The organism is Pseudalkalibacillus hwajinpoensis, from assembly GCF_015234585.1.
In the GTDB taxonomy this organism is placed as follows: Bacteria; Bacillota; Bacilli; order Bacillales; family Guptibacillaceae; genus Guptibacillus; species Guptibacillus hwajinpoensis_B.
This window is the reverse complement of the sequence record NZ_JADFCM010000008.1, coordinates 277050-291187: the sequence shown is the minus strand read 5'-3', so window position 1 is coordinate 291187 and position 14138 is coordinate 277050. Positions and strand designations below refer to the sequence as shown.

Annotated in this window: 13 protein-coding genes and 1 pseudogene; 1 reads left to right on the top strand and 13 read right to left on the bottom strand. The window is 44.2% G+C overall.

Annotation, left to right across the window (positions count from 1 at the left end; genetic code table 11):
* The first annotated feature begins 52 nt into the window (after window positions 1-52).
* Window positions 53-730 (top strand): DUF4352 domain-containing protein, encoded by a 678-nt coding sequence (locus tag IQ283_RS13115; protein ID WP_194220588.1) that lies wholly within the window; start codon window positions 53-55, stop codon window positions 728-730.
* A gap of 101 nt (window positions 731-831) precedes the next feature.
* Here IQ283_RS13115 and IQ283_RS13110 read toward each other — a convergent pair whose 3' ends face one another.
* From IQ283_RS13110 to IQ283_RS13050, 13 genes and pseudogenes are all read right to left on the bottom strand, one after another.
* On the bottom strand, window positions 832-987 hold the full coding sequence (locus IQ283_RS13110; protein ID WP_194220587.1) for a hypothetical protein: 156 nt from the start codon (window positions 985-987) through the stop codon (window positions 832-834).
* Between the two features lie 71 nt (window positions 988-1058).
* Entirely contained in the window at window positions 1059-1256 is a 198-nt protein-coding gene (locus IQ283_RS13105; RefSeq protein WP_194220586.1) for an IDEAL domain-containing protein, read from the bottom strand.
* Window positions 1257-1416: 160 nt separating this feature from the next.
* Window positions 1417-2985, bottom strand: a complete 1569-nt coding sequence (locus IQ283_RS13100) for a BCCT family transporter (protein ID WP_194222223.1) — start codon at window positions 2983-2985, stop codon at window positions 1417-1419.
* 188 nt (window positions 2986-3173) lie between these two features.
* Entirely contained in the window at window positions 3174-4625 is a 1452-nt protein-coding gene (locus tag IQ283_RS13095; RefSeq protein ID WP_194220585.1) for an aldehyde dehydrogenase family protein, read from the bottom strand.
* Window positions 4626-4645: 20 nt separating this feature from the next.
* A pseudogene (locus IQ283_RS13090) lies at window positions 4646-5698 on the bottom strand (homoserine dehydrogenase).
* Window positions 5699-5713: 15 nt separating this feature from the next.
* Window positions 5714-6907: a M20 metallopeptidase family protein gene (locus IQ283_RS13085; protein WP_194220584.1), complete on the bottom strand. Its 1194-nt coding sequence runs from the start codon at window positions 6905-6907 to the stop codon at window positions 5714-5716.
* A gap of 24 nt (window positions 6908-6931) precedes the next feature.
* On the bottom strand, window positions 6932-8134 hold the full coding sequence (locus IQ283_RS13080; protein ID WP_322098377.1) for a cystathionine gamma-synthase family protein: 1203 nt from the start codon (window positions 8132-8134) through the stop codon (window positions 6932-6934).
* A gap of 13 nt (window positions 8135-8147) precedes the next feature.
* Window positions 8148-9119: a cyclodeaminase gene (locus tag IQ283_RS13075; protein ID WP_194220582.1), complete on the bottom strand. Its 972-nt coding sequence runs from the start codon at window positions 9117-9119 to the stop codon at window positions 8148-8150.
* A 10-nt stretch (window positions 9120-9129) separates the two neighbouring features.
* Window positions 9130-10332 carry a M24 family metallopeptidase gene (locus IQ283_RS13070; protein WP_194220581.1) on the bottom strand — a complete coding sequence of 401 codons (1203 nt, stop codon included), beginning with the start codon at window positions 10330-10332 and terminating at the stop codon, window positions 9130-9132.
* Window positions 10333-10530: 198 nt separating this feature from the next.
* A complete protein-coding gene (locus tag IQ283_RS13065; protein WP_194220580.1) occupies window positions 10531-10896 on the bottom strand; it encodes a nuclear transport factor 2 family protein in 366 nt (121 codons plus the stop codon).
* Between the two features lie 49 nt (window positions 10897-10945).
* On the bottom strand, window positions 10946-11428 hold the full coding sequence (locus tag IQ283_RS13060; protein WP_242057343.1) for a hypothetical protein: 483 nt from the start codon (window positions 11426-11428) through the stop codon (window positions 10946-10948).
* On the bottom strand, window positions 11425-13110 hold the full coding sequence (locus IQ283_RS13055) for a PucR family transcriptional regulator (RefSeq protein WP_194220579.1): 1686 nt from the start codon (window positions 13108-13110) through the stop codon (window positions 11425-11427). Before IQ283_RS13055 ends, IQ283_RS13060 begins: the two co-directional genes overlap by 4 nt.
* On the bottom strand, window positions 13100-14125 hold the full coding sequence (locus IQ283_RS13050) for a threonine/serine dehydratase (RefSeq protein WP_194220578.1): 1026 nt from the start codon (window positions 14123-14125) through the stop codon (window positions 13100-13102). Before IQ283_RS13050 ends, IQ283_RS13055 begins: the two co-directional genes overlap by 11 nt.
* Window positions 14126-14138: the final 13 nt, after the last annotated feature.

Genomic DNA, 14138 nt, shown 5'->3' with positions numbered 1-14138 from the left:
GTTGCTTTAAATGCAGCGGGACTTTTCTTACTGATGAAGGAGTTTGGTTCAAGTGAATTATGTACTTGTTGCGCTTTTATCAGCCTCCCTTTTTCTCGGAGGGTGTGCAGCGAACAATGCTGATAAGGGTGCGGAATCACAAACAGAGAATTCTACAACTACCGAAAAGCCTGAAACGAAAAGTGAACAAGAAGAGAATACTAGTGTAATCGACAGCCCTCAGGCGCCTGACGACAGCTCGCTAACAGAAGTTGGTCAAACATTCCAGGATGCAGACGGTTCCATTAAGTTAAAAGCTGTTTCTGATTATAACGAGAAAACAGAAATTGGTGATGTTGAGTTAACCATTTCAGATGTTAAAGTAATGAAATACGAGCCCTCCCCTGACTTGATTGATTTTTTCCACGGATATTCTACGGATGAAGAGAAATTCAACTATGTGAAGGTTCGGGTCAATGTGAAAAACACATCGGATGAAACGGTTAACTTCGCCCCTGTTTCCTTACTTGAAACGAGTGATGGAGAGAAAAAAGGATACGATGATGATTTTTACTTGGAGAGTCTTTACGGAGATTTTGCTCCGGGTGAAGAACGGATCGGTCAGCTCGGTTTCGTATTGAACGAAACTGACGTTGAGAATCTCGAATCGATTACCATCCACACGAGCAACGTATTCGATGACCAGAAAGAAACGATCACGAATAGTAAGGAGATAAGGATTCCTTTTTAAAGATGCCCTGCGGGGTGTCTTTTTATTTTTCACGTAATTAAGTGATGTTTCCGCGGAAATAAGCTGTTAAGTTCCCTATCAGATCATTTCATCTTCCTACTTCATACCGTTTTGTATCCCTTTTTTAAGTACCATAAGAAATAAGTTACAAAAGATAGACCAAGCCCACCGAAGAGAAAGACTGATTGAAGTTTGTACCCTTTGTTTTCGGTCATCCAGTCCATCACAACATAAAAAACCGCTGCCAAATCTAGCATCTACATCTCCTCCAGAGTGTTTGAATACTAGATTATAAGCGAGCGGTTTGGAATATATACCAACTTTTTCATTATGTGAGTGAATTAAGGCGATCGGTTAGCTGCATGAATGACTTACGGTCACGAGAATCAAGGGCCTGGTCAATTTCTTTCTTTAGAATGTCTTGTTTTTGTTCGATACTGGAAGCATTGATGTGTGCGATGAGCTGTTCGACCATTTCCTGTCTCTTTTCCGAAATCTGATTTTGGTAGACGTTTCGATTCTCCATCATCCAATCCTCCATTCATATTTATAGAAACGTGTTAACGTTTTCTATGCGATTAATTACAGTTTAACCGATTTTTACGATATTTAAACAATAGTTTAGAAGATTCTAATAAAAGAGGTCGAATTTTGTACTATTTTACTAGACTAGAGCTTAGGAAGTCTTAATGATCGTCTTCCTGCTTGGAAGCAGCAATTTGTGCAGAAGTCGTTTCGATCAGAGAGCGTTCCTTTTCCTTTACCTTTTCCTTATGGTCCCTTCTAAGGGAAATAAATAGCGCTCTACACATTAGAATCATGATAAAGGTAAATGGTAGAGCTGAGATGAGTGAAGCGGTTTGGAGCCCTTGAAGACCACTGCTAATAATGAGCACGACAGATATAGCAGCAATAAGTGTTCCCCAGACGATCTTCGACGCCATCGACGGGTTCATGCTTCCTTTCGATGTCATCATCCCTAATACGAAGGTTGCCGAGTCAGCAGATGTAACCAAAAAGACAGCGATTAAGAAAATCGAAAGACCTGACAAAACGGTTGTTAACGGAAACTGTTCTAGCGTAACGAATAGCGCACTCGTGACATCGTTACTAACAGCAGCGGTAATAGCCGTACCGCCGAATAGATCCATGTTCAAGGCAGCTCCTCCGAAAACAGCGATCCAAACCATCGCGATAAATGGAGGTACGATCAGCACTCCGAAAATTAACTCGCGAATGGTTCTACCTCTTGAGATTCGCGCAACAAAGGAACCGATAAAAGGCGACCATGCGATCACCCATGCCCAGTAGAATATGGTCCAATCTTTGACCCATGATCCACCCTGGTAAGGTGTCATATAGAAACTCATCTCAACAAAGTTTTGGATGTAATCACCAATCGCAACGGTAAAGCTCTCAAAAATAAAGACGGTTGGTCCAAGTATAAGTACAAATAGCATGAGTGCCAGAGCAAGCCCCAGGTTCAGGTTGCTTAAGTATTTAATCCCTCTATCAAGTCCTGTTGTCGATGAAAAGAGATAGAGCACAAGAAGAATGCCGGTTATGATCAGTTGAACACCTGCATTCTGCGGCAGGTCATACATATAATTTAAACCGCCGTTAATTTGCAGAATTCCCATCCCAAGAGATGTCGCAACACCCATAACGGTCGCAATAACAGCAAGCGTATTCACGATTGTTTTCCAGCTCGCCTTTTTCTTCGGCGTTTTCACAGTGATCGTTGAGCTTATAAGTGCTCCGCGATCTTTTTTATATTGAAAGTATGCCATCACAAGACCAACAACGGTAAAAACCGACCATTGATGAATGCCCCAATGAAAGAAAGAATAGCGCATCGCTGTCCGAGCAGCCTCTTCTGTCCCGCCTTCAACTCCCAGACCAGTTGGAGGGGTACCGAAATGAGTCATCGGTTCTGCCACTCCCCAGAAAACAAGTCCAACGCCAAATCCAGCGCTAAAGAGCATGCCGATCCAAGTGAAATAGGCATATTTTGGACGTTCGTCTTCTTTACCAAGACGAACTTTCCCATACTTACTTAGAGCTAAGTATAAACAAAATACGACGAAGAACATGACCGCGATTAAGTACAACCAGCCAAATGCATTCGTCGTAAAATTAAAAACCGAACCTGCAATTTTCGCAAATCCAGCTGGAGCAGCAGCTCCCCAAACGACAACCAGTGTAATGACGAGCGCGGATACCCAGAAAACTGGATTTCTGTAATTCGAACTCATATGCTTCTCCCCTTCATTAAATGGACGTGTGGTCTGTATCATTCTTCGTATTCTATCCTTAAAGGGTAGTACCCCGCTTCCAAAATCACTTGAAATGAAGTCGGTCAATTAGTGGGGAACTGCCCATTAAGCACAGAAAATTTTCTAAACCGTCAGAGAAGGATCCCCCCTTCCCTGACTGAAGTTACTTAAGCTTTCATTCGATGTTTCAGCTTAAAACTAACGACTCGTGGCTCTGTCATTTCAAGAATGGAGCTCTTCACACCTTCTCGCCCGATTCCTGAACCTTTAATCCCACCGAAGGGCATTCCATCAATTCGATAATCTGAGCTATCATTAATCATTAGCCCACCTACTTGCAGTCGGGTTATGGCTTCAAAGGCTTTTTCGAGATTTTCAGTAAAAATCCCCCCGTGTAATCCATAGTTCACACCATTTGCTAGATCAATGGCTTCATCCAAATCACTGACAGGGTAAAGAAGAACAGCAGGTCCGAAAATTTCCTGCTTGGCAATCATACAATCCTGAGGAACGTGCGTAAGGACAGTTGGTGTATAATAAGCCCCCTCTCTCACACCGCCAGTAAGGAGATTCGCCCCTTGCTCCAGTGCCTCACCTACCCACGCTTCCACTCTTATCGCTTCTTTTTCATTAATCATCGGCCCCATGTCAGTCGTTTCAAGCATTTTATCACCAACAGACAGAGCCACCGTCTCTTTAACAAACAGTTCTTCAAAAACGTCATAGATTCCTTCTTGAATATACACGCGTTGAACGCCGATGCAATTTTGCCCAGCTGCCGAAAACGAGCCTGATACGGTTGCCTTTACAGCATGTTCGAGGTCCGCATCATTCAATACGATTACCGGGGAATTCGAGCCTAGCTCCATGCTGATTTTCTTTAAACCTGCTTGGTGTGTAATCTGTTCACCTGTTTCTAGGCCACCGGTAAATGAAATCATACGAACGTCAGGATGTGTCACAAGCACGTTTCCAATCTCACTCCCTCTTCCGGTAATGACAGAGAGTACTCCGTGTGGAAGATCAGCATTGTCGAATGCTTCCGCTAGAAGAAGCGCGCTAAGCGGAGTCACTGTAGCAGGTTTCACGATGATCGCATTGCCCGCTGCAATAGCTGGTCCGATCTTATGCGCCACAAGATTTAGAGGATCATTAAACGGCGTGATGGCTCCGATAATGCCAACGGGAAAGCGAAAATAGTAACCAAGTCGATCTTCACTGCCGGGACGCTGATCAAATGGGATCGTTTCCCCGTTAATTCGCCTTGCCTCTTCAGCTGATAATCTCAACGTTTCAATACAACGCTGAACCTCTCCTCTTGCTTCTCTGATCGTTTTACTACCTTCCATTGCAATGGTTCTAGCAAAACGTGTTCGATTCTCATCAACATACTCAGCAGCTCTGTGAAGGATCGTCATTCGCTTATGAACTGGAAGCTCAGCAGCGATTTTCATTCCTATTTTCGCTTCGTTAATGGCATGATGCATATCTTCAGCAGATGCAGAAGGAACACTGCAAATAAGAGATTGATCATGCGGATCCAACACTTCAATCTTTGCCTCTCTCGTCGTCCATTTCCCTGCAAGATACATGCCCTGAACAGCCGTTTGCGTCGTCATCCTCACATCCATCCTTCCCATTAGGTAGTGACCGCTTTTTTCTCCCGATGAAAGTGAATTAAATCGATTAATAGCGAGAAGCCCGTTTCTTTAATTCCAGCTCCTGCCCCTGATAAAGTAATCGGCCCAGCAAGACTGCATTCATACGTAATCGCGTTCGTTGCACCACTAATCGTAGCAAGAGGATCAGTAAGCGGTAGCCGTTCTGGTCCTACGGTTGCAGTGACGCCATTCTTTCCTTTCTTTAGCGTTCCTAACAGCTTCCACCGTTCCCCGTCTCGCTTTGCATCCACGATATCCTGATTCGTTAAATGACTTATACCTTTGCAGGCTACCTCCTCCACTGCCAAAGATGCGCCCATCACATAATTTGCTAGAATAACAGTCTTATATCTAACGTCATATCCTTCAATATCGTTCGTTGGATCAGCTTCAGCGAATCCAAGATTCTGCGCTTCTTTTAATGCATCTTGAAACGATAAACCTTCTTCCATTCGAGTTAACATATAATTGGATGTCCCGTTAAATATCCCTCTTATCTCGGAAATATCATTTCCAGCGAGCGTCGTAAGGGGCATTCGGAGAGCTGGAGTTCCACTCATAACGGTTCCTTCAAATCCAAAAAACACTCCGTTGTTCTTCGCAAGCTGACTCAGTTCTCGATACGCTAGTGCAATAGGTCCTTTATTTGTTGTAACGACATTTTTTCTTGCTTGAAATGCTGCCTTACAGTGATCAATCGCAGGCTGCCCTGTCCTCACATCCGTAAACGTTACTTCGACAATCGTATCCGCATTTGACTGCTTGATCGTTTGCATACTATCAAGCCCTCTAATAAGTCCAGGTTCGTTAGGATAAGACTGAAGCAATCCTGTGGAATTCAACGTTTCCTTAACTAATTTGAGATCAAGACCTTCTGGATGCTAAAGAGAACCTTTCATCATATCCGAGATGGCGACTACTTTAAGCTCCAGCCCTTCTTTTTCAACAAGTTCATTACCTTGATTTTGAATAATGTCGGCGAGTCCCTGACCAACTCCCCCAAAGCCTATGAAGGCGATGCGATGCGCCACTTGTGACACCTCCGTTTAGATTGTTTGAAGCATTTCGTGCGCTGTTTTCGTTAGAATCGCTGTTCCAATCGGAAGACATCGTTCATCAATATCAAATATAGGTGTATGAAGCTCTCTACTAATCCCGTCTCTTATTGCACTACCAAGGAAAAACATCGCTGCCGGCACTCGCTCTGCCATATAGGCAAAATCTTCACCGCCCAGGCCAAATGGTCCGCGCGCAATTTCCATTTCTGGATCTAACTCAGTCGCAACCTTTTCAATGATGCGATTCACGCGCGGTGAATTTCTGAGAGCCGGCTCGCCATGCTCAACATGAAACTCATATGTCCCATCAAGTGCCTCCGCTATCTTAAATGCTTTTTCAAGCTCTATGGTTAATTTCTCTCTCGCTTCTGAAGAATAAGACCGAAATGTTCCAACTATCCTAACTTCATCTGGAATAACGTTGCTAGCACTGCCAGCGTGAATCTCACCAATGCTTGCCACTGCTGTCTCAAGGGGCGAAATGCGACGATTCACAATGCTATAGAGCGCTGGAAGCACAGAAGATAATATCCAGATCGGATCCGATCCCATATGCGGATATCCCCCATGACCTCCTGAGCCAGTTATCACTCCTTCAAATATATCGACATTCGCCATGCTTTCTCCATCATTTACTTGAATAACACCTACCGGCTGCCATGGACATACATGAAGGGCAACAGCTGCTTCCACGTCGTCTAACACCCCATCCAAAATCATATAAGAAGCACCTGAAAGGCCGCTCTCATCCGTTGCTTCTTCAGCAGGTTGGAAAATGAGCTTCACCGTACCTTGAAGAATTCCATTACGCAGATCCTCAACAAGCAGCTTTGCAACGCCAAGTAGCATCGCCGTGTGGGCATCATGACCACAGGCGTGCATCACGCCATCGTACTTCGACCGATAGTTGTGAGTACCTGATTCTTGAATGGGGAGGGCATCTATGTCCGCTCTAATGGCAATGGTTGGGCCTGTTCCTCCACTAATTGTTCCAACCACTCCATGCCCCCCACACGCGTGAATATGAGGCACACCTATTTCTCGTAAAGTCGTAGCAACGAATTCAGCCGTTTGCCTCTCTTGAAAGCTCAGTTCAGGATGCGCATGAAGCGTTCGCCGGAATCTAACTAACTCCTCCTTCATCGCCTCCGCTCGCTCCATTTCCGTATGCTTCGGCGCCATGACCGTCCCTCCTTTGCCTTCTGTCTACACCTTCGCCTCGCTGGATACGGATTGGAACGCCTGTTCAAGATCAGCAATCAAATCCTCAACATCCTCAATTCCCGCTGAATATCTGACGAGACCTTCTGGAATACCCATGAGTGCCCGCTCTTCTGGCGTACATTCAACATGGCTCGTTGTACGAGAAGGTCCTACTGTCGTTTCCACCGCCCCGAGATTCGCCGCTCGGTTGGCATATTTTAGTTTCGGAAGTAACTGACGCATCGTTTCAACCCCGCCTTTCACAGAGAAGCTGAACATTCCTCCGAAATCCTTCATCTGTTTCTTTGCAATCTCATGGCCTGGGTGCGTTTCAAGCCCCGGGTAAAAAACAGCTTCTACAAGCTCCTGAGTTTGGAGATATCTCGCAACCTTCATTGCGTTTTCACACTGTTTCTTCACCCTTAGATGCAATGTTTTCATACCTCTTAAAAGGAGATACGCGGCCATCGGATCCATTGTCGCTCCATTGATTTCTCGGTAGTGGTAGATTTTCTCGATCAGTTCTTTTCTTCCACAAATGACGCCCCCAAGTGCATCGGCGTGGCCACCGAGAAACTTCGTTGCACTATGAAGAACGAGGTCAACACCGAGCTCCAGCGGATTTTGATTAATTGGCGTAGCGAACGTATTATCTACAACGACAAGTGCACCAACATCGTGACCTGCTTTCGCCATGCGCTTGATGTCCGTAATTTTTACCGTTGGATTTGTTGGTGTCTCGAGATAGAGAATCTTACATCCCTTTGCCACTTCCTCCTCAATCATCTCGTGATCTCCTGTTTCACATAACACCACTTCGATGTTTAACCTTGGCAAAAACTCGGTGAAGATTTTATTCGTACCTCCATAAGTATCCTTAATGGATACAATACGGTCGCCAGGCAAAAGAAAAGTCGAGAGTGTATTGCTGATAGCGGCCATTCCCGTCGAGAAGCTAGTAGCTGACTCAGCCCCTTCAAGAGCTTTCACTTTGTCTTCAAAAGCCTGAACAGTTGGATTCGTATTTCGTCCGTAAATATGTCCCTTCTTGTTTCCAACCGCCACTTCATACCATTCGTCCATATCGTCATACCCATAAGCTACACTAAGAACGACCGGAACCTGAGTGGCCCCATGTACAAGATAATCCTTTTCCCCTGCCCATACCGCTTTTGTTCCATTGTTTGTTTTCTTCATCTTCGTCATCTCCTTTTTCTAACTAGTGAATGGATGCCCATGCTTTCTTTTCCTTAAGCAAGTTGTACGTATACAGAGCGATCGCTGTGTCCTGGACACCCGTTCCAGTTAAATCGCATACCGTTACTTGCTCGTTAGTCACTCTGCCTTTCATACGCCCCGCCGTAATCTCACCAATTTCCACTGCCTTCTTCATCATTTGTTCCTGATCAACCGCATGGTGAATTTCTCCTAGTTTACGAGATTGATTTTTCACATCACATACAAGAAGGTCCGCTCTTTCTAGAACTCCCGCTTCAAGCTCCTGCTTCACTTGGGCATCTGATCCCATCGCGGTAATATGAAGGCCGCTGTGCAGCCATTCCTCTTTGATAATCGGGGTTGTCGCAGGGGTGGTTGTCACAACAATATCGCTATTCCGTACAACGTCTTCCGCGCTCGCTGCCTCAACCTTTATCCCAAGCCCAGCCTCCATGTCTTTCATATAGCGCGCAACGTTATCTTCCTTCCGCCCATACACTAGTACTCTTTCAATTTGACGTACGCGCGAAATCGCCTCAAGCTGATAGCGCGCCTGACTTCCTGATCCAATAACTCCTGCCGTTCGTGCGTCTTCTCTTGAAAGATGCTTCGCCGCCACTGCCCCTGCTGCTGCAGTTCGAATATCCGTTAAATAACCATTATCGAGAAGGAGCGCCTCAGGCTTTCCTGTTTGTGAGTGAAAAAGCATCATGAGACCATTTCCACTAGGTAATCCTCGTTTGTAATTATCGAAAAAACCCGTTGATACTTTGATCGCGAAATAATCTAGTCCTTCCACATAAGCTGATTTCACATCAACTTCTCCGTTGTAAGAAGGAATATCGATCCGCATAATCGGAGGCATCTCTACTCGCTTTGTAGCAAAACTCGTGAACGCATCCTCCACTACTTGAATGGTCTCCGCATTCAGAACAACATGCTTTCGAATCTCTTCCTCTGTTAAAAGAATCATCACATCACTCCTACACCGCATCATTATCCATCGCAAAAAGATTTGTTGCGGTAATTAGTTTTCGCGGCATGTTTGCCAGCACCTCAATGCCTGAATTAGTGACGTAAAAAGACTCACTAATTTCAATACCAAAATCGTCATACCAGATTCCTGGAATCATATGAAAAGCCATATTCGGCTTCAATACTGTTCGATCCCCCTGCCTGATGCTCGCCGTATGTTCACCCCAATCTGGAGGATAATTCAGCCCCATGGAATAACCAATCCGAGAATCCTTGATAACACCGTACTTCGCAATCGTTCTGCGCCAAACTTCCTCCACTTCCTCGCACGTGACGCCTGGCTTCGCAAATGCAAGAGCTTCATTCAAGCCTTCAACGACAACACTTGCGATGTCATTCACTCGATCCTCCTGAGGACCGATCGATACCGTTCGAGCCATTGGACAGTGGTATCGTTTATAACAGCCTGCCAGCTCAATAATAACGAGATCTTTATCTCGGTACTTTTTATCGGTCCAAGTTAGATGCGGTGTACATGTGTTTTCACCAGAAGGGAGCATGGGCACAATGGCAGGATAATCACCGCCGAACTCAGGCGTACCACGAATCAAACTTTGATATATATCACCAACCACATCACATTCTCGAACCCCTTCTGCAATGGACTGAATCGCCTTTGTCATGCCACCTTCAACAAGTCTTGCCGCATTGCGAATGTACGCAATTTCCTGATCTGACTTGATCATCCTCACATGATTGACGAGCAGCGTCGCATTTTTCCAAACCGCATTCGGCAGCCCCTTTTTTAAATGTTCGAACGCGAGAGCTGAGAAATAATAAGCCCCCATCTCCACACCAATGACGCGATTACCCTGACCAATTTGCCTTAAGATATCTGCTACAAAATCCATTGGATGCTTGACGTCTGAATGAACATAGTCATCCGTATAGGAAATAATGTTCTCACGATAGAGCCACGTCGTCGCTTTCGCACCATTCGCATCCATTTTTCTGCCGATCCAGAGCGGATGCTCTTCATCAATGATGACAACGACCATTTGATCAACATAGAAGGACCAACCGTCATAACCAGAGAGATAATTCATATTTGCTGGATCAGTGATCAACAACACTTCAAGCCCTTCCGCTTCCATCCGTCTCTTCGTGCGCTGAATCCGCTCCTGAAATTCACTCATCTCAAATGATTGCATCGAGATCATTCCCCCTCCCACCGCTTTATTTCTGAATATTTAGTTAATTAATTACATTCATCATACCTAACAGGAGGTTTTTAAGACATCCGCTAAATTGTATGAAGTTTACCTTTTCGGTTTAGACAATTTTAATCATGAGAGTTCTCTTGTAAACAAAAAAGGCAGTACCTCCGCCCGGGTACCACCTTCTGAACATTACGATTTTACTTCAATGATATAAGTTGTTATTTCTTTAATTCTTCCATCCTTGAACTTATTAAATCGATAGGTTTCACAGAAATCATAGACTTTCTTCTCTTCTAAGTCATTCGTTGTATGAATTGTTCCTTCAACTGCTGCAGTTATGCCATGCGTAATGATCGTCTTAATGGTCAACTCAGTCTTTCCTTCTCGAGGCATCTCCTGAAACGCTTTCTCGAATTCATCTTTTCCAATAATTTCATCTTCGCCTACCATACTCCACTTAATATCTTCAGTCACACTATTTAAAACAATTTCCTTATTCCCTCGTATAAATGCTTCGTTAAACTCCTGAAGTAACTTGCCTTTGGCAGTCGCCATCACTCATTCGCCTCCATTAAGTTTAAAGTATGTTCAAATAAGACAGCTCCTAAATCCAGTTCACCCCCCATAGACTGTGCAATAGCATCATATAAAATGTCATAATGACCGTTACAACCATGAAAATCACCGTAATAAACCTATAAGGTAGACCTTTTTTAAAAGTGATGATCGAAACAATAATCGAAATAGTAGCCACTGCATAGTAAGCAAAGAACAGCGGATAAAATGTGTAAGGGCCTAGAAACAGACAGAACACTGCAAACTGAAAAATGAAAGCTAAAAAAGAGAGTGATAGCCATATTAATGAGCTCTTGTAAACGAAAGCAGTAACAATCGACAATAGGAAAGTACAAGAAAGTAGGACAACAAGGGACCACTCGTAAACAAAAAACAACGTTTCGTCCGATACCGCTAGAAAGTAGCCAATGATTGATAGCGGAATAATAGCTAGAAGCAGAAACGCATTTATCTTGATATAGCTTAATTCATTCAGCTTCAAGTGATCATGACTTAATTCGGTGGAAGTCAAAAGCGTCCCTCCTTTAAAACGTCGGAATCTCTTAACCCAACCGACCAAATTTTGATGCTTAAATCAAGTAAAAACACGTCATCAGGATTCATTAAAGATAGCCTTGTCAACGATTCAATTTTTCGTAGTCGATACAGAAGAGACTGCCTATGAAGATTGAGCTTTCGAGCGGTTTGACTTACGTTCCCATTATTTAAATGATAGGCAGTGAACGTACCGATAAGATCCATCTTCCGCTTCTCATCGTAATCAACGAGCGGGGTGATCGTTGACATCGTAACCTCCTGCACATCCTTATCGTACGAGAGACGTTGCAACAACCGATTGATTTTCGTATCTTCATAATCAATTCGACTACCCGCGCCTTTTTGTTTTCTTCCAAGCTCTAGTGCTACGCATGCTTTACTGTAGCTCTCTTCGAAAACAATTACGCCATCACCATGCTGCCCGATCCCCCACGTCAGCAAGACTCCAGGAAGCAATCGACTCAACCTCCTCTCCAATAAGTCGAGGTATTGATTCACAAGTTCATTCGTTCCAGGAGTCGTTTCTAGAAAGATAAGTAGCTTCGATTCTTGAACGGTGGTAAGAATTCTCTTCTGAATCGTTTCTCCAGCAACAAGAATTTCCTCGCTCACATAATAGATCATGCTTTCAAACCAGTGTTGATACGAAGCAAATCCTTCTTTATTCTTTCTGAACAGCTCCTCCAGATTATCCAGCTCTCCTACAACACAAACATAAGGGAGCGTGAGGTTATATCCGAGAAGCTTCCCTCTCGAAAGAAGACGCTCTTTTGATACAAATTCTCCATTTGCTAAACTAAGAATAAAATCATCCTTTAATCGCATTTCTGTCTCTTCGATCGCGCTATCTTTTAGAAAAGAAAGGGCTGCAGCAGTCGTGGCATGCTCAAGAAGATTCGTATCCAAATTGTTCGGATGATTGACGGAAAATATCACCATTTGACCCTGTTCCTTACCTGCAGACTGAATTCTCATCAACAGCCCAGGAGTATCGCCAATGACGATTTTCTCCATTTTTTTATGAAGAGGATGAAGATTTCCATCATGAACAACGGTCACATGACACTCACAGTGGCGTTGCCAATGAGTAACATGTTCAGTGGTACACCCTGCTTTGCCTTTCACTCTTCCTAAAAGGTCAGTGATCAGGACAGGAGAACCAAGATGTTTATGAACATAACGAGCTATATCTGAGCAGCTTCCGCCTTGAAGAACCATTTCTAAGAGACGTTGCTGTACCTCTTCTGATCGCTTCAGCTCTTCCTGCTGATAGTGATTAATTTTCTCCATACAAGAATGAATAACATCGGAAAACCGAATTTCCCAGGTCATTTCAATAAGGACAAAATCCCTCTGTTCTGCGAAGGAAATCACTCGCTTTGGAATATCGTATAAATGTCGACCTGTTGCAAGGGCAAGGGCTGACGCGCCTGATTCATAAACATCCTGGACAAAACGAAGCAAAGCATCTGAATCGTTGCCAAGTCCCACGCCAGTGGAAAGAACAAACTCATGCTGACGCACAAAATTTTCAACAGGTGTCTCAATCACTGAGACCCACTCGACTTGTTTCTGTTCAAGATGAGCCTTGCCAGAAAGGACTCTTGCATCCGCAAGCATTGCTAACGATGTAATTTCACTAAGATTAACAGCCAATTTCATCACCCTTATGTGTGGAAATGATCTCAAGCAAACGGTCAACATCCACATTACTCCCGCTTACAAGCGCCGCTGTTCTCAACCCTATCTTTCTCGTTTTTTTATGTAAAAGGACTGAAACAGCTGTTGCTGCAGCTCCTTCAACTCCAATCTGATGGTGTCGGAATAAAAAGGACATGCCACGCGCAATCTCTTCTTCTGAAAGCAACACGATATCATCCACATAATTCCTCACCATCATGAACGTGTATCGATTATCCGCTCCTATCCCGCCTAGTAAACTATCGGCTAGCGTTGTTTCTTCAGGCATAATAACTGGACGATTCGCGCGAATGCTTTCGTACATCACAGCTGCACGCTTCATTGAAACCCCGATCACCTGAATGTTCGGATTAGTCGCTTTCAATCCGAGTGCAATTCCTGATAGAAGGCCTCCTCCTGACAAAGGGATTACACACGTATCGAGGTTCGGAAGCGCTTCAAGTAGTTCAAGTGCAATCGTTCCCTGCCCGGCGATGACTTCAGGATCATCGAATGGTTTAATGACCGTCATCCCTTCCCGGTCACGCAGTTCATAGCTAAACGCCTCAGCATCATCTTGATTTTGACCAGCCTGCCTAACTTCCGCTCCCATCTCACTAAGCTTCTTTACTTTATTTATAGGAACGCGATTCGAGATGCAAATATGTGCTTTCACTCCAAGCTGCCTTGCTACATAAGCAACCGCTAATCCGTGATTACCGGTAGAGAACGTCGTAACACCTTTCTTCCGTTCTTCCTCTGACAAACTCAGAATCTTATTGGCTGCTCCTCGTAATTTAAACGAACCTGTTTCCTGAAGGTTTTCTAATTTAAGATAAGCCGCTGTATCACTTACACTTGAAAGTCTTTCTGATTGAACAAGAGGAGTTGTTTTAATAAATGATGCAATGCGCTTCTTGGCGATCCAAATATCTTGGAGCGAAGGCGGGGTTATGGTTTTTGGTTGAAGGCGATTATGGGAAGTGGCCATATGGATTGATGCC